This window comes from Neobacillus bataviensis, assembly GCF_019969725.1.
This window is the reverse complement of record NZ_JAHXYW010000001.1, coordinates 951,618-967,237: the sequence shown is the minus strand read 5'-3', so window position 1 is coordinate 967,237 and position 15,620 is coordinate 951,618. Positions and strand designations below refer to the sequence as shown.

Annotated in this window: 17 protein-coding genes; 16 read left to right on the top strand and 1 reads right to left on the bottom strand. The window is 40.0% G+C overall.

Translation table 11 applies throughout. The annotated features are described in order from the left end of the window. The first annotated feature begins 1 nt into the window (after position 1). The 5 genes from pknB to spoVM all read left to right on the top strand — a co-directional run bounded on the left by pknB (position 2) and on the right by spoVM (position 4,506). Positions 2 to 1,981 (top strand): Stk1 family PASTA domain-containing Ser/Thr kinase, encoded by a 1,980-nt coding sequence (gene pknB, locus LC455_RS04675; RefSeq protein ID WP_223588572.1) that lies wholly within the window; start codon positions 2 to 4, stop codon positions 1,979 to 1,981. A 99-nt stretch (positions 1,982 to 2,080) separates the two neighbouring features. Next, positions 2,081 to 2,962, top strand: coding sequence for a ribosome small subunit-dependent GTPase A (rsgA, locus tag LC455_RS04670; protein WP_223588570.1), 882 nt, complete (start codon positions 2,081 to 2,083; stop codon positions 2,960 to 2,962). 2 nt (positions 2,963 to 2,964) lie between these two features. Beyond that, positions 2,965 to 3,609, top strand: coding sequence for a ribulose-phosphate 3-epimerase (gene rpe / locus LC455_RS04665; protein ID WP_223588569.1), 645 nt, complete (start codon positions 2,965 to 2,967; stop codon positions 3,607 to 3,609). A 56-nt stretch (positions 3,610 to 3,665) separates the two neighbouring features. After that, on the top strand, positions 3,666 to 4,316 hold the full coding sequence (locus LC455_RS04660) for a thiamine diphosphokinase (RefSeq protein ID WP_223588567.1): 651 nt from the start codon (positions 3,666 to 3,668) through the stop codon (positions 4,314 to 4,316). Between the two features lie 106 nt (positions 4,317 to 4,422). Continuing rightward, a complete protein-coding gene (gene spoVM, locus LC455_RS04655; protein ID WP_007087787.1) occupies positions 4,423 to 4,506 on the top strand; it encodes a stage V sporulation protein SpoVM in 84 nt (27 codons plus the stop codon). A 115-nt stretch (positions 4,507 to 4,621) separates the two neighbouring features. Here the strand turns inward: spoVM and rpmB are convergent, their stop codons facing one another. Then, positions 4,622 to 4,810, bottom strand: coding sequence for a 50S ribosomal protein L28 (gene rpmB, locus LC455_RS04650; protein ID WP_007087786.1), 189 nt, complete (start codon positions 4,808 to 4,810; stop codon positions 4,622 to 4,624). A 224-nt stretch (positions 4,811 to 5,034) separates the two neighbouring features. Between rpmB and LC455_RS04645 the strand changes: the two genes are divergently transcribed. The 11 genes from LC455_RS04645 (at position 5,035) to rnc (ending at position 15,587) form a co-directional block, all read left to right on the top strand. Beyond that, positions 5,035 to 5,397, top strand: a complete 363-nt coding sequence (locus LC455_RS04645) for an Asp23/Gls24 family envelope stress response protein (protein ID WP_223588566.1) — start codon at positions 5,035 to 5,037, stop codon at positions 5,395 to 5,397. 15 nt (positions 5,398 to 5,412) lie between these two features. Next, positions 5,413 to 7,086 (top strand): DAK2 domain-containing protein, encoded by a 1,674-nt coding sequence (locus LC455_RS04640; protein WP_223588564.1) that lies wholly within the window; start codon positions 5,413 to 5,415, stop codon positions 7,084 to 7,086. Between the two features lie 115 nt (positions 7,087 to 7,201). Further along, positions 7,202 to 7,864, top strand: a complete 663-nt coding sequence (gene sdaAB / locus LC455_RS04635) for an L-serine ammonia-lyase, iron-sulfur-dependent subunit beta (protein WP_223588563.1) — start codon at positions 7,202 to 7,204, stop codon at positions 7,862 to 7,864. A 14-nt stretch (positions 7,865 to 7,878) separates the two neighbouring features. Continuing rightward, the gene (gene sdaAA / locus LC455_RS04630; protein ID WP_223588561.1) at positions 7,879 to 8,775 is read left to right on the top strand and encodes an L-serine ammonia-lyase, iron-sulfur-dependent, subunit alpha; all 897 of its coding nucleotides are present in this window, start codon (positions 7,879 to 7,881) and stop codon (positions 8,773 to 8,775) included. Next, complete coding sequence (gene recG, locus LC455_RS04625) at positions 8,759 to 10,807, top strand: ATP-dependent DNA helicase RecG (protein WP_223588719.1); 2,049 nt, start codon at positions 8,759 to 8,761, stop codon at positions 10,805 to 10,807. The genes sdaAA and recG overlap by 17 nt, the downstream gene beginning before the upstream one ends. Before the next feature lie 141 nt (positions 10,808 to 10,948). Beyond that, on the top strand, positions 10,949 to 11,515 hold the full coding sequence (gene fapR, locus LC455_RS04620) for a transcription factor FapR (RefSeq protein ID WP_223588560.1): 567 nt from the start codon (positions 10,949 to 10,951) through the stop codon (positions 11,513 to 11,515). Positions 11,516 to 11,527: 12 nt separating this feature from the next. Continuing rightward, positions 11,528 to 12,532 carry a phosphate acyltransferase PlsX gene (gene plsX, locus LC455_RS04615; RefSeq protein WP_223588558.1) on the top strand — a complete coding sequence of 335 codons (1,005 nt, stop codon included), beginning with the start codon at positions 11,528 to 11,530 and terminating at the stop codon, positions 12,530 to 12,532. 14 nt (positions 12,533 to 12,546) lie between these two features. Continuing rightward, complete coding sequence (gene fabD / locus LC455_RS04610) at positions 12,547 to 13,494, top strand: ACP S-malonyltransferase (protein ID WP_223588557.1); 948 nt, start codon at positions 12,547 to 12,549, stop codon at positions 13,492 to 13,494. Continuing rightward, positions 13,491 to 14,234, top strand: coding sequence for a 3-oxoacyl-[acyl-carrier-protein] reductase (gene fabG / locus LC455_RS04605; protein ID WP_223588555.1), 744 nt, complete (start codon positions 13,491 to 13,493; stop codon positions 14,232 to 14,234). The genes fabD and fabG overlap by 4 nt, the downstream gene beginning before the upstream one ends. Before the next feature lie 214 nt (positions 14,235 to 14,448). Further along, positions 14,449 to 14,682, top strand: coding sequence for an acyl carrier protein (locus LC455_RS04600; protein WP_223588553.1), 234 nt, complete (start codon positions 14,449 to 14,451; stop codon positions 14,680 to 14,682). 164 nt (positions 14,683 to 14,846) lie between these two features. After that, the gene (gene rnc, locus LC455_RS04595; protein WP_223588551.1) at positions 14,847 to 15,587 is read left to right on the top strand and encodes a ribonuclease III; all 741 of its coding nucleotides are present in this window, start codon (positions 14,847 to 14,849) and stop codon (positions 15,585 to 15,587) included. Positions 15,588 to 15,620 lie beyond the last annotated feature (33 nt).

The following is a 15,620-nucleotide window of genomic DNA, read 5'->3' as shown; positions in this document are numbered from 1 at the left end:
AATGATCATTGGGAAAAGAATAAGCGGCCGCTATAAAATCCTCGAAATGATTGGCGGAGGCGGTATGGCAAATGTATATCTAGCCCATGATATGATTCTAGATAGAGATGTTGCCGTAAAAATGCTTCGGCTAGATTTTGTAAATGATGAGGAATTTATTAAACGCTTTCATAGAGAGGCTCAATCAGCTACTAGTCTTGCTCACCCGAATATAGTTAGCATTTACGATGTTGGTGAAGAGGATTCCCTATATTATATTGTTATGGAATATGTAAACGGGCAAACCTTAAAACAATACATACAGCAGCAATCACCACTTCGAGTGGAAGAAGCGCTAGACATAATGATGCAATTAACATCTGCCATTTCCCATGCACATCAAAATCATATTATTCATCGCGATATAAAGCCTCATAATATTTTAATTGACCGAGAGGGATACGTGAAAATTACTGATTTTGGTATTGCAATGGCGCTTAGTGCAACAAGCATCACGCAGACAAATTCCGTCTTGGGTTCTGTCCATTATTTATCACCTGAGCAAGCCCGCGGAGGAATGGCCAATCGAAAATCAGATATTTATTCATTAGGGATTGTCATGTTTGAGCTATTGACAGGCCGGCTTCCGTTTTCAGGAGAATCCGCCGTTTCGATTGCATTGAAGCATCTGCAATCAGAAACACCCTCTGTAAGAAGATGGAACCCCAAAATTCCGCAAAGCGTCGAAAATATTGTCCTTAAGGCAACGGCCAAAGATCCATTCCATCGGTATAATACGGTTGATGAAATGGAGGAGGACCTTCGAACAGCTCTCGACCCTGAGAGGGATGATGAACCTAAATTTTCTATACCAGTTGATGACGAGGCAACAAAAGCAATTCCAGTTATCACGAATGATAAGCCTTTAAAAAACCTTGATGAAACATTAGTGCACAGCAATGAAAAGCCGGCGATTAAACAAGAAAATGATGCAAATAAAGAAAAGAAAACAAGTAAAAAACGGATAAAGTGGCCGATAATTTTAATATCTACTTTTCTTATTCTGGCCATTCTAGGAATATTAACTTTTACATTTTTACCTGATTTATTATCTGCAAAGGACGTCAAAGTTCCAGATGTAAGCAGAATGAATGTAGATGACGCAATTTCCAAGCTAAAATTAAAAGGACTCGAGGTCACCGACCAAATTGAAATACCAGATGAGGATGTTAAAAAAGGGAAAGTAATTAAAACCGACCCTGAGGCCGGGACTACAGTTAAGGAAAATGCGGGGATTACTATATACATTAGCTCTGGAAAAGAAAAATATGATCTTTCTGATTATGTTGGCCGTCAATATGATGATGTGGTCCGTCTATTAGAGCAGGAGAATTTTAAAGCTATAAATAAAGTGGAGAAAAACGACGATAGTGAACCAGGTACCATTTTAAGCCAGAATCCACCTGGAGGTACAAAAGTGGTTCCAGAAGATACTGAATTAGAATTTGAGGTCAGTAAGGGACCGGAAAAAATTGTTTTAAGTGACTTAACCCAATATAATTTAAAGGGTGCACAGGACTATGCAACATTAGTAGGGCTGGTATTAGATGCCTCACAAGAAAAATATGATGAAAATATTCCGTCAGGTATGGTCATTTCGCAATCACCGGCAGAGGGAACAGAATTGAAAAAAGGTGACAAGGTTTCGGTTGTGATTTCAAAAGGAAAAGAGCAAAAACCGCCAAAAGAGGTAATTAAAGAAATTACCATCGAATATGAACCGCCTTTACCTGGTGAGCCAGGACAAAAACAAGAGGTCATAATCTATATAGAGGATATGACGCACAGTATGACAGAGCCGGCTGAAAAATTTACCATTACACAGACGACGAAAAAGCAAATTAAATTGTTGATTCCGTACGGAAAAAAGGCCGGCTATAAAGTTATGCGTGATTTGCAGGTTATCGCGGATGAAACGATAAGCTATGATGATACAGAATAATATAATGGATGGCTTTACATTTGAATAAAAATGAGAGCACTCGTAAAAATTTTAATAGAAGTCATCCGTTTGTGAAGTTTAAGGGCAAGGAGTGTGGCTATGCCTGAAGGGAAAATTGTAAAAGCATTAAGTGGATTTTACTATGTTCTTCATAATGAGGAATTAATTCAATGCCGGGGCAGAGGGGTATTCAGAAAGAATAAAGTCACCCCTCTGGTTGGGGATGAGGTTGTTTTTCAAGCAGAAAACGAATTGGAAGGCTATATTCTTGAAGTAAAAGAACGGAAAAATGAATTAGTCCGCCCGCCAATTGCGAACGTTGATCAGGCCATTCTTGTTTTTTCAGCTGTAGAACCTGGCTTCAGCACCGTGCTTTTAGATCGATTTCTAGTATTAGTGGAATTTAATCATATTGAGCCACTCATTTGTATTACTAAGATGGACCTGACAAACAATGAGCAAAACAAATTGATTATGGAATATGCTCAGCAATATAGATCGGCTGGATATGAAGTCATTCTTACTTCATCGGAAACAGAGTCCGGAATTGAACAGTTGAATCCGCATCTTAACCATAAAATTTCTGTTTTTGCCGGCCAATCTGGTGTGGGAAAGTCCTCATTACTAAATGTTCTTAGACCTGATCTGGAGCTAAAAACAAATGATATCTCATCACATTTAGGAAGAGGAAAGCATACGACAAGGCATGTTGAGCTAATTGAAATTGGCGAAGGGCTTGTTGCCGATACACCTGGATTTAGCTCATTAGAATTCACCAATATTGAGGCAGAAGACTTAACTGCATGTTTTCCAGAATTGCTGCAGAAGAGCGAAAATTGTAAATTTCGCGGCTGCCTCCATATTAGCGAACCTAAATGCGGTGTGAAACAAGCTGTTGAATCAGGGGAAATTCCAGCATATCGCTATGAACATTATGTTGATTTCCTCCAAGAAATAAAAGATAGAAAGCCGAGGTACTAACCATGGTGAAAATAGCACCTTCCATTCTTTCAGCCGATTTTTCAAAACTGGGGGAAGAGATTTTAGCAGTTGAAAAAGGTGGAGCAGACTACATACATGTTGATGTAATGGATGGCCATTTTGTTCCGAATATTACGATTGGACCGCTCATTGTTGAGGCCATTCGACCCATTACAAAACTGCCGCTTGATGTACACTTAATGATTGAGAATCCTGATCAATATATTGAGGCTTTTGCCAAGGCAGGAGCAGATTACATTACGGTCCATGTGGAAGCTTGCCGTCATTTGCACAGAACGCTTCAAGCGATTAAATCGTTTGGTGTAAAGGCAGGGGTGGTCTTAAATCCTGCGACACCAGTTGAAACCATACAACATATCATTGGGGATATTGATATGGTATTGTTAATGTCTGTTAATCCGGGGTTTGGAGGACAAAAATTCATTCCAGAGGTCCTTCCAAAAATAAGAAAAGTGAAAGAAATGGCAGAGCAAAAAGGTTTAAACATTGAGATTGAAATCGATGGTGGTGTAAATCCGGAAACCGCGAAGCAATGTATTGAAGCAGGGGCCAATGTATTAGTGGCAGGCTCCGCAATTTACAATGAAAGTGATTACGCAAAAGCCATCTCATCAATAAGAGGATAAAGAAAGATAAGCCGATTTTATACAGTCGGCTTTTTGCATACAGTAAAGGGGTTTTCATGATGATTATCAATATTTTGGCAGGAGGTCCTGAAGACCTTCTTCCTGATTTGAAAGAGTATGAGGAGGAAAACACGATATGGGTCGGAGTGGATCGGGGTGTTTTTCACTTATTAAAGTGCAATATAAGTCCAGTCATTGCTTTTGGAGATTTTGATTCTGTTTCACCAGAGGAATTACAGTTTATTGAAAGCAAAGTGGAAGAATTAAAACGCTTTAAACCTGAAAAAGATGAAACGGATATGGAACTCGCGCTGAATTGGGCATTAGAACAGAATCCAGAGAAAATTCGTATTTTTGGTGCAACGGGCGGACGACTTGATCATTTATTCGCAAATGTACAGCTTTTACTAAATCCCCTAAGAGCAAAAAAAACAGTAGATATCTGTTTAATTGATCGAAATAACCTGTTATTTTTAAAAGAACCAGGGACTTATACAATAAAAAAAATGAATGCTGAAAAATATATTTCTTTTGTTCCCCTAACGCTTACCGTCAGCGGAATCACACTAGAGGGCTTCAAATTTCCTTTGAAAAATCAGCATATTTCTCTCGGCTCAACACTATGTATTAGTAATGAACTTATTAGTGATTATGGTACTTTTTCATTTTCCGAAGGCATATTAATAGTGATAAGAAGCCATGATTAATAGGTCTTACAATTTGGTACTGTTTTCGTCCGTTTGAATAGTATGTAAGGGCGTACGAAAAAAGTTGAGATGAATAAGAAGCGGGAGATTGGTGAGGAGGGACAGTATGAAATTTTATACGATTAAACTGCCGAGATTTTTAGGCGGACTTGTCCGGGCGATGATTGGTGCATTTAAGAAAAACGAATAGAAAATGGAATGTTATGGCACCCGTTAAATTTGGGTGCTTTTTATTTTGTCCTGTGGGAAATACTTAAAAAGAAAGAGCATCCGTTTAATGGATGCTCTGGCCTTTATAACTCTTATTAAACGCGTTCAACTTTACCTGATCTTAACGCTCTTGCAGAAACCCAAACACGCTTTGGCTTCCCATCAACAAGAATACGTACTTTTTGTAGGTTAGCACCCCATGTACGCTTATTAGCGTTCATAGCGTGAGAACGTGCGTTACCAGTTGTTGTTTTCTTTCCAGTTACTACACATTTACGTGGCATTATGATTTCCCTCCTTAACTACCAAAAGCTTTATACAGCAATATACTGATTTTCATCTGCTTGAGATACCTTAATAATTTAACATACAACGTTGGTGATTGCAATACTTGTATATAAACCTTTCAAGAAAAAAACCTTGACATGTAAGTATGACTTTCCATATTGTGCCGACTATAGTAAAATGACTGTAGTCAAGGAGCAATTTTCCAAAGGGGGAACGATTCATGTCCATTGAATTAAAAACAAAGTACGGACAAATTGATATTTCAAATGAAGTAATCGCTACCATTGCCGGAGGAGCGGCAATCGAATGCTATGGAATCGTAGGTATGGCCTCTAAAAATCAAATTAAAGATGGAATTACAGAAATCTTACGTAAAGAAAACTTTACCCGGGGCGTTATTGTCCGCCAGGAAAATGAGGCATTACATATTGATATGTACATTATTGTCAGCTATGGAACGAAAATTTCCGAAATTGCCCACAACGTGCAATCAAAGGTTAAATACACCCTCGATAAGACAGTTGGACTTGCCGTTGACTCGGTAAATATTTACGTTCAAGGAGTTCGTGTGACGAACTCGTAGTGAGGAGGAAGTTTTGTGTCAATAACAGCATTAGATGGAAAACGTTTTGCCGAAATGGTGATCCAGGGTGCCAACCATTTGTCTGCAAATGCTAAAATGGTCGATGCCTTAAACGTTTTTCCAGTGCCCGATGGTGATACCGGAACGAACATGAATTTATCAATGACCTCCGGGGCAAAAGAAGTAAAAAACAATGTTCAGGAACATATAGGAAAGGTGGGCGCTGCTCTTTCCAAAGGTTTGCTGATGGGAGCGCGCGGAAATTCCGGCGTAATTCTCTCCCAGCTATTCCGCGGTTTTTCAAAAGCCGTAGAAAGTAAATCTGCCATCTCAGGGAAAGATTTTGCCACTGCACTAGAAGCCGGAGTAGAAACTGCCTATAAAGCTGTTATGAAGCCAGTAGAAGGGACTATCTTAACAGTTGCAAAGGATTCCGCCCAAAAGGGAGTTCAAGCTGCACAAACATCAAATGATATCATTGTAATTATGGAAGAGGTTTTAAAAGAAGCAAAAGCTTCACTAAAGCGCACTCCAGAGTTACTTCCTGTCTTAAAGGAAGTCGGTGTGGTTGACAGCGGCGGACAAGGTCTTGTTTTCGTTTACGAAGGATTCCTAGCCGAATTAAAGGGTGAAAAACTCCCAGATTCACCAAGTGCCATGCCAACCATGAATGAACTGGTCAGTGCAGAGCACCATAAAAGCGTTCAAGGCCATATCAATACTGAGGATATTGAATTTGGGTATTGTACAGAATTTATGGTTAGGTTTGAAACTGCTAAGACAGCCAAAAATCCATTTAATGAAGGTGAATTCCGTAATGATTTAAGCAAGTACGGAGACTCATTATTAGTTATTGCGGACGAAGATGTTGTCAAAGTGCATATTCACTCCGAACAGCCGGGTGAGGTTTTAACTTATGGACAGCGATACGGCAATTTAATCAATATGAAGATTGAAAACATGCGCCAGCAGCATTCCAATATTGTTGGCGAAACACACACTCCTTTAGTGGCAGAAAGGGTGCAGGAACAGAAAGAATATGGAATTGTAACGGTATCTATGGGATCTGGAATTGCCGATTTGTTTAAAAGCATTGGAGCGCATGCTGTGATTGAAGGCGGGCAGACAATGAATCCAAGTACGGAGGATATTGTTAAGTCTGTCAAACAAGTAAATGCTAAAAAGGTATTTATTTTACCGAATAACAAGAATATTATAATGGCGGCTGAGCAAGCACGTGATGTATCCGAAGAAGAGATTTACGTGATACCATCCAAAACGGTACCGCAAGGGCTTTCGGCGCTTCTTGCGTTCAATCCTTCTGCTGAGGTAGAGGCAAATGAAGCAGCTATGAAGGACGCGCTTCAGCATGTCAAGACAGGTCAAATTACCTTTGCTGTTCGCGATACCCAAATTGATGGGTTAGAAATTGAGAAAGATGATTTCATGGGTATTGCCGAAGGGAAAATTGTTGTAAAAAACAAGGAAAAAGGAAAAGCGGCTGAAGATCTTCTTTCTAAAATGTTAGATGAAGACTCCGAAATTTTAACTGTTATTTATGGGGAAGACGTTTCGGAAGATGAAGTAAATTCCTTAACACATTTTGTAGAAGAAAATTATGGTGATATTGAAATAGAAATCCATAATGGCCAACAACCATTATATTCTTTTATCTTTTCAATTGAATAATGAAGAGATAAAATAGAAGAAGGGGTTACCCCTTCTTTTTTTGTGCATATGAGACAAGAAAATATGTTTTGAATATAATTTATTAGAGAGAATTACGCTAAGGGAGAGAATTCTTATGAAATATAGAAGCGTATTTGATATTATTGGGCCCGTTATGATAGGACCTTCTAGTTCCCATACAGCCGGAGCGGCAAGAATCGGCAGAGTAGCGAGAAGCCTATTTGGCAGAGAGCCAAAATGGGCCAATATATCTTTATATGGCTCGTTTGCGAAAACGTATAAAGGTCATGGGACAGACGTTGCCATCGTTGGCGGATTATTAGATTTTGAAACGGATGATGTAAGGATTATTAATGCCATAGATATTGCAAAAGAAAAAGGCATTAAACTTCGGTTTATTGAAGAAGATGCTGTTACCGATCACCCAAACACAGCAAGAATCATTATCGGTGATCATAATGGTGAGCTGGAATTAGTGGGTATCTCTATTGGCGGCGGCAAAATTGAAGTGACAGAGCTAAACGGTTTTGAACTTAAACTATCCGGAAATCATCCGGCCATTTTAGTTGTTCATAATGATCGCTTTGGTGCAATTGCAAGCGTAGCCAACATTTTGGCAAAATACGAAATTAATATTGGCCACATGGAAGTTTCTCGTAAAGAACAAGGAAAGCTTGCGCTTATGACAATCGAAGTAGACCAAAATATTAATGATCATATCCTAATTGAGCTTGAAGAGCTTCCTAATATATTAAAAGTGACTAAAATTGTCGATTAAGGGGGGAAAAAACTATGTTTCGAAATGTCGCTGAATTAGTAGAAATGGCTAACAGTCAAAATAAAAAAATCTCAGAAATCATGATCGAGCAAGAAGTAACCGTTACCGGCAGGACAAGAGAAGAAGTGCTCGCCCTTATGGATAGAAATCTTACCGTCATGGAAGAGGCCGTTGAAAAAGGGTTAAAGGGTGTTACCTCTCATTCAGGGTTAACAGGCGGAGATGCGGTTCTCCTGCAGAAATATATTGAAAAAGGCAACTTTTTAACGGGGGATACCATTCTCGATGCCGTGAGTAAAGCGGTTGCAACGAATGAAGTCAATGCAGCAATGGGAACAATTTGTGCTACACCTACAGCTGGCTCAGCAGGGGTGGTTCCAGGTACATTGTTCGCGGTCAAGAAAAAGCTGAACCCAACAAGAGAGCAAATGATATCGTTTTTGTTTACATCCGGTGCCTTTGGCTTTGTAGTCGCCAATAATGCATCAATATCCGGTGCTGCGGGAGGCTGTCAAGCCGAAGTAGGTTCAGCATCAGGGATGGCGGCAGCAGCTATTGTTGAAATGGCCGGAGGGACACCACAGCAATGTGCAGAGGCAATGGCCATTACGTTAAAAAACATGCTTGGATTAGTATGTGATCCGGTTGCCGGACTTGTTGAGGTCCCTTGTGTGAAGCGAAATGCTATGGGGGCTGCCAATGCAATGGTTGCAGCAGATATGGCGCTTGCAGGAATTACAAGTCGCATCCCTTGTGATGAAGTAATTGACGCTATGTTCAAAATTGGCCAATCGATGCCATCGTCATTAAGAGAAACAGCTCAAGGAGGGTTGGCGGCTACACCTACAGGTAGAGCTCTAGAAGCAAAAATCTTTGGGATACCGCTTGTTAATAATGAATCCAAATCTTAACCAATCAATCACGGTCTTAAAGGGAATTGGTGAGGAAACGGCTGAAATTTTTTCGGAAATGAAAATCTTTACAATTAATGACTTATTAGAATATTTTCCATATCGTTATGAAGATTATTCGCTAAAAGAACTGACAGAAGTACAGCATGATGAGAAGGTCACAGTCGAAGGGAAGGTTCATAGCGAGCCTTCTCTTAACTATTATGGCAGAAAAAAGTCAAAGCTGACGATTCGGCTCTTCGTAGGTTCCTATCTGATTAAAGTAGTTTTTTTTAACCAGCCCTATTTAAAAAATAAAATTGTCATGAACGAAACGATAACCGTAACTGGTAAATGGGATGCTCACAGGCAAACCATTACAGCAAGTGAAATGCAGGCAGGACCAAATGCCAAACACAATGATTTTGAACCTGTTTATTCATTAAGAGGAAAATTAACAACAAAAGGGATTCGAAAATTTATTAGCTTAGCCTTTCAACAATACGGAGGCCTGGTAAAGGAAACACTACCAGTTTTTATTATCCAAAAATATCGGCTCTTAACCAAAAGAGACGCGATAAAAGCCATGCATTTTCCTTCAAATCCTGAAGAAGTCAAACAGGCAAGGCGCCGCTTTGTTTATGAGGAATTTCTCTTGTTTCAATTAAAAATGCAAGCGTTAAGAAAGTTTGAACGAGAGCATTCACCTGGTATTGTTCAAGACTATGATTTAAACAAATTGAAGGAATTTATCAAAGAGCTTCCTTTTCCACTGACGAATGCTCAAAAACGAGTGGTGAATGATATTATCCAGGACCTGAAATCTCCATATAGGATGAACCGTTTACTTCAAGGAGATGTTGGCTCAGGGAAAACGGTCGTTGCGGCCATAGGTCTTTATGCAAGTGTGACAGCGGGGTTCCAAGGAGCTTTAATGGTTCCGACTGAAATCTTGGCGGAGCAGCATGCAGAATCTTTAAAAAATCTGCTTGAACCCTTTGAAGTCAGGTGCGAGCTTTTAACAAGTTCAGTAAAGGGAAAGCGGAGAAAAGAGATTCTTCAGGAATTAGCGGCAGGAAAAATTGATATTTTAATTGGTACACATGCCTTGATTCAGGACGAAGTATCCTTTCAAAGATTAGGATTCGTGATAACCGATGAGCAGCATCGCTTTGGTGTTGAGCAGCGACGGGTATTACGGGAAAAAGGCGAAAACCCCGACGTCTTATTTATGACAGCTACACCAATTCCCCGGACATTGGCGATCACGGTATTTGGCGAAATGGATGTTAGTATCATCGATGAGATGCCAGCGGGCAGAAAAACAATTGAAACGTACTGGGCAAAACCTGAAATGCTGGAACGTGTTCTTGGGTTTGTAGAAAAAGAATTAGTTAGTGGGCACCAGGCGTATGTCATTTGCCCGCTTATTGAAGAATCGGAAAAGCTTGATGTGCAAAATGCAATTGATGTGCATACCACTTTAAGCCACTATTTTCAAAATCGGTATAAAGTGGGTCTGATGCATGGACGATTGAGTTCGGATGATAAGGATTCAGTCATGAAAGCGTTCAGTGCAAATGAAGTTCAAATCTTAGTATCGACAACGGTTGTGGAAGTGGGGGTTAATGTACCGAATGCAACCATGATGGTTATTTATGATGCGGAAAGATTTGGCCTTTCACAGCTACACCAATTGCGCGGCCGTGTCGGCCGGGGAAGCAATCAATCCTATTGTATCCTGCTGGCGAGTCCTAAATCAGAAGTAGGCCAAGAGAGAATGCGGATTATGACAGAGACGAACGATGGCTTTGTTCTAAGTGAAAAGGATTTAGAACTTAGAGGACCAGGAGATTTTTTTGGCAGAAAACAAAGCGGCGTGCCGGAATTCAAGGTGGCAGATATGGTTCATGATTACCGCGCCCTTGAAACAGCAAGAAATGATGCTGCAATGCTGATTCAGTCGAAAAGCTTTTGGACTTCTGATGAATACGAATACTTAAGAAATCAGCTTGAATTTTCAGGAGTTTTAGAAGGAGAAAAGTTAGATTAATAAATATTTTCGCTTGAAAAATGCAATGTTAAGGGGAGAAGGCAGATAGCAAGGAAGAAAACTTATCCTTGCAATCTGCTTTTTTAAATTTTATACTACTCTTAGTACCTAGTCATAAGATTTCGGACGGTGTGGAAAATTATGCGAAGAACCAAAAAAGAGCGCCAACAATTGTTAATCTCAACCATTAATGATAATCCTTTTATTACAGACGAGGAACTCGCTGAAAAATTTCAAGTAAGTGTGCAAACAATTCGTCTGGATCGGTTGGAATTATCCATTCCGGAGCTTCGTGAACGGATTAAAACAGTAGCTGAAAAAAGATTTGACGATGAAGTCCGCTCTCTGCCTATTGAAGAAGTCATTGGTGAAATTATCGATATTGAATTAGACCAAAGTGCGATTTCAATTTTTGATGTGAAAGAAGAACATGTTTTTCAGCGGAATAAAATTGCTCGCGGACATCATGTTTTTGCCCAGGCAAATTCATTAGCGGTAGCTGTAATAAATGATGAACTGGCTTTGACTGCAAAAGCTAATATTCATTTCAATCGATCGGTAAAATTGAATGAACGAGTGATTGCCAAAGCAAGAGTGATCAAAATCGATGAAAATGCTCTCAGAACATATGTCGAAGTGACAAGTTTTGTGAATAATGAACTGGTATTTACCGGAAACTTTGAAATGTACCGTTCGAAAAATCATTAAAGGATGAGACCAATGAAACTATCAATCGATGCCATGGGCGGTGACCATGCTCCAAAAGAAATTGTCTTAGGGGCGATGAAGGCTGTCAATAGCTATCCTGATATACATATTACCCTTGTGGGCGATGAAAATAAAATTAAAGAAACATTAACAAACCATGACAGAATTTCCATATTACATACAACCGAAGTTATTCTCGGAACTGATGAACCCGTTAGGGCGGTTCGACGCAAAAAAAATGCCTCCATGGTCCTTGCTGCGCAGTTAGTGACAGACGGTGATGCTGATGCTTGTATTTCAGCAGGAAATACGGGTGCACTTATGGCTGCAGGCTTGTTCGTTGTTGGAAGAATTGAAGGAATTGATCGTCCTGCCTTGGCTCCAACGCTTCCAACAATCGGCGGCGAAGGTTTTCTCCTGCTTGACGTTGGGGCAAATGCCGATGCTAAACCAGAACATTTATTGCAAAATGCCATCATGGGTTCGATTTATAGTGAAAAGGTAAGGGGCATTACAAACCCTAGAGTAGGGCTTTTGAATATTGGAACAGAAGAAAAAAAGGGAAATGAATTGACAAGGAATACATTTGACCTTTTAAAAAATACAAATTTAAATTTTGTCGGCAATGTGGAGGCACGGGATTTACTTGATGGTGTTGCCGATGTCGTGGTGACCGACGGTTTTACTGGGAATATGGTGTTAAAAACCATTGAAGGTACAGCCCTATCGATGTTTAAAATGTTAAAAACAGCCTTAATGAGCAGTTTTACAAGTAAACTTGCTGCAGCTGTTTTAAAGCCAAACTTAATGACATTGAAAAATAAATTGGACTATTCGGAGTATGGGGGAGCGGCCCTATTTGGGTTAAAGGCTCCAGTTATTAAAGCTCATGGTTCCTCTAATGCTCAGTCCATTTTCAGCGCCATTCGGCAAACACGGGAAATGGTCGAAAAAGATGTCATCGAACAAATTCAAAAAACAGTAGAAGAAACGAATACTTCCAAAATTGAACTCTAGTAAGGAGTGTTAAGATGAGTAAAATTGCATTTGTTTTTCCCGGACAGGGGTCACAAGTCGTTGGAATGGGTCAAAAGCTTGCAAATGAGCATCCAGAAGTGATGGATTATTTTAAAAAGGCAGATGAAAGATTACAAAGCAGCCTAAGCAGCCTCATTTTTGAAGGTCCCCAAGAGGAGCTGACGAAAACAACAAATGCTCAGCCAGCTTTACTTACAACGAGTATTGCACTGTTAAATTTCTTTCAAAAATCAGGAATTCAGGCTGATTTTGTTGCTGGTCACAGCTTAGGAGAATATACGGCCCTTGTTGCTGCGGGCGCCTTAACTTTTGAGGAAGGTGTTTATGCTGTCCGTAAACGAGGAGAGTATATGGAAAAGGCAGTTCCAAATGGTGAAGGAACAATGGCAGCTGTTCTTGGCTTAGACCGTGAAAAACTTGCTGAAGTGACAAAAGCAGTGGATGATTCAGGTTTTCCTGTTTCCCTTGCCAATCTTAACTGCCCAGGTCAAATCGTCATTTCCGGTTCGTCAAAAGGTGTTGAGCTTGCCGGTGAAAAAGCGAAGCAGGCCGGAGCAAAACGCGTCATTCCGCTTGAAGTTAGCGGACCGTTCCATTCTTCTCTCATGAAGCCTGCTTCCAGTGAATTGCGTGCTGTTTTAGACAGTCTGAATATGAAGAATGCAGAAATTCCAGTCGTAGCCAATGTTTCTGCAGACGTAATGAGCGACTCTGCTGAAATAAAGGAAAAATTAATAGAGCAGCTTTATTCTCCAGTATTATGGGAGGATTCGGTTGAAAAAATGATTGAGTTAGGTGTGGATACCTTTATCGAAATTGGACCGGGCAAAGTGCTGTCTGGCTTAATCAAAAAGATTAATCGCAGCGTTAAAACCTATTCTGTTTCTGATGAGGAAACCTGTCAGTCCGTTATCGACGCATTAAAGGAGGAAAAGCTATGAATTTAACAGGTAAAGCAGCCCTTGTAACTGGTGCATCAAGAGGAATAGGCAGGGAAATTGCGCTTGAACTAGCAAGGCAGGGAGCCAATGTCGCTGTTAATTTTGCTGGAAGTGAAGCAAAAGCGAATGAAGTCGTGGATGAAATCAAAGCACTTGGCCTAGATGCATTTGCTGTAAGATGCGATGTCTCAAATACAGAAGAAGTTGCAGAAATGGTGAAAGCGACCATTGATCGTTTTGGGAAGCTTGATATTCTTGTTAATAATGCTGGAATTACAAAAGATAATTTATTAATGAGAATGAAAGAAGAAGAATGGGATGATGTCATTAATATCAACCTTAAAGGCGTCTTCTTAGTAACGAAAGCCGTAACGAGACAAATGATGAAACAAAGAGTGGGCCGTATTATCAATATTGCTTCCATTGTCGGCGTAAGCGGAAACCCAGGTCAGGCAAACTATGTAGCTGCCAAAGCGGGTGTCATTGGTTTAACGAAAACGACAGCCAAAGAACTTGCGACACGAAATATTACCGTTAACGCGATTGCCCCAGGATTTATCACCACTGATATGACAGACAAATTGTCAGAAGAAGTAAAAACCGAAATGCTAAAACAGATTCCGTTAGCAAGATTAGGTGAGCCGAAAGATATCGCAAAAATCACGGCATTCCTTGCTTCTGATGATTCATCCTATATCACAGGGCAGACCTTCCACGTTGATGGTGGCATGGTAATGTAAACAGAAAAGCGGAAGCGCCTTGTCCAGGGGCGACAAGCATAAGACGAGCCGGCGGAAAGGTTGCTTTTTAACCTTTTCGACGGATTGGCTTATGACCTCGAGCCCCTAGGCGCTGGTGCTGGACATTTCTCAAAGTTAATGTGCATTTTTATTATTTCTTCATTTATTATTTGAAAGAAATACTCTATAATAGCTTGAGGGGAGGTGAACGAGCATGGCAGAGGTATTAGAACGTGTTACAAAAATCATCGTTGACCGTTTAGGTGTTGATGAGTCTCAAGTTACGCTTGAAGCTTCATTTAAAGATGATCTTGGCGCTGATTCCCTTGACGTAGTTGAACTAGTAATGGAATTAGAGGATGAGTTCGATATGGAAATTTCTGACGATGATGCTGAAAAAATCAGCACTGTTGGTGATGCTGTTAATTACATAAATAGCACGAAGTAATCGTTGGAATTATTCACAAAGCTCCGTTTTCAAACGGGGCTTTATTCTGTAGAATAGAACTTGGCAGTTCCATTAGTGCTGCCAAGTTTCTTTGCGTTTTTATCAAAATTTTTTTAAACTCAGTATTATAGTCATGTGTAAATTAAATGCAAGGTGGAGAACTTATGCGCAGAAATGGGAAAGAAAAAGAAATGGACAATCGCGCAAAAGAAAGTCAATTTAAAGAGTTTCAAAAGATAATTGAAATTCAATTTGAAAATGAAAAATTATTAAAGCAAGCTTTTACTCATTCATCCTATGTGAATGAGCATCGCAGAAAGCCTTTTGAAGATAATGAAAGGCTCGAATTTTTGGGAGATGCTGTACTTGAACTGACAATATCACAATTCCTTTTTAAGAAATATTCCATGATGACAGAAGGAGAATTAACCAAACTAAGAGCGGCCATTGTATGTGAGCCGTCACTCGTAGCATTTGCGAATGAATTAGGATTTGGAAAATTAATTTTGCTCGGCAAAGGGGAAGAAATGACGGGCGGACGAGAGCGGCCGGCACTTCTCGCCGATGTCTTTGAAGCGTTCATTGGCGCACTTTATTTAGACCAAGGAATTGAAAAAGTCATAGATTTTCTTGAAAAAGTTATTTTCCCAAAAATAAATGCTGGTGCTTTTTCTCATGTGATGGATTTTAAGAGCCAATTACAGGAACTCATTCAAAGAGATGGTTCAGGAGTAATTGAATATCGTGTTCTACAAGAAAAAGGACCTGCTCACAATAAAGAGTTTGTGTCAAAGGTTTCCTTAAATGGCGAAGAATTAGGGGTAGGGACGGGAAGATCCAAAAAAGAGGCGGAACAGCATGCGGCTCAAATGGCGCTGGATGTACTTAAAACGAAAACAACCTAGATATGACAAATGTTTTAGAGGAGTAATCCCGGG

What these genes read in the sequence shown, in the direction of transcription:
- pknB (WP_223588572.1), top strand. Translation starts at nt 2, where the DNA reads ATGATCATTGGGAAAAGAATAAGCGGCCGCTATAAAATCCTCGAAATG.
- rsgA (WP_223588570.1), top strand. Translation starts at nt 2,081, where the DNA reads ATGCCTGAAGGGAAAATTGTAAAAGCATTAAGTGGATTTTACTATGTT.
- rpe (WP_223588569.1), top strand. Translation starts at nt 2,965, where the DNA reads ATGGTGAAAATAGCACCTTCCATTCTTTCAGCCGATTTTTCAAAACTG.
- LC455_RS04660 (WP_223588567.1), top strand. Translation starts at nt 3,666, where the DNA reads ATGATGATTATCAATATTTTGGCAGGAGGTCCTGAAGACCTTCTTCCT.
- spoVM (WP_007087787.1), top strand. Translation starts at nt 4,423, where the DNA reads ATGAAATTTTATACGATTAAACTGCCGAGATTTTTAGGCGGACTTGTC.
- rpmB (WP_007087786.1), bottom strand. Translation starts at nt 4,810, where the DNA reads ATGCCACGTAAATGTGTAGTAACTGGAAAGAAAACAACAACTGGTAAC.
- LC455_RS04645 (WP_223588566.1), top strand. Translation starts at nt 5,035, where the DNA reads ATGTCCATTGAATTAAAAACAAAGTACGGACAAATTGATATTTCAAAT.
- sdaAB (WP_223588563.1), top strand. Translation starts at nt 7,202, where the DNA reads ATGAAATATAGAAGCGTATTTGATATTATTGGGCCCGTTATGATAGGA.
- sdaAA (WP_223588561.1), top strand. Translation starts at nt 7,879, where the DNA reads ATGTTTCGAAATGTCGCTGAATTAGTAGAAATGGCTAACAGTCAAAAT.
- recG (WP_223588719.1), top strand. Translation starts at nt 8,759, where the DNA reads ATGAATCCAAATCTTAACCAATCAATCACGGTCTTAAAGGGAATTGGT.
- fapR (WP_223588560.1), top strand. Translation starts at nt 10,949, where the DNA reads ATGCGAAGAACCAAAAAAGAGCGCCAACAATTGTTAATCTCAACCATT.
- plsX (WP_223588558.1), top strand. Translation starts at nt 11,528, where the DNA reads ATGAAACTATCAATCGATGCCATGGGCGGTGACCATGCTCCAAAAGAA.
- fabD (WP_223588557.1), top strand. Translation starts at nt 12,547, where the DNA reads ATGAGTAAAATTGCATTTGTTTTTCCCGGACAGGGGTCACAAGTCGTT.
- fabG (WP_223588555.1), top strand. Translation starts at nt 13,491, where the DNA reads ATGAATTTAACAGGTAAAGCAGCCCTTGTAACTGGTGCATCAAGAGGA.
- LC455_RS04600 (WP_223588553.1), top strand. Translation starts at nt 14,449, where the DNA reads ATGGCAGAGGTATTAGAACGTGTTACAAAAATCATCGTTGACCGTTTA.
- rnc (WP_223588551.1), top strand. Translation starts at nt 14,847, where the DNA reads ATGCGCAGAAATGGGAAAGAAAAAGAAATGGACAATCGCGCAAAAGAA.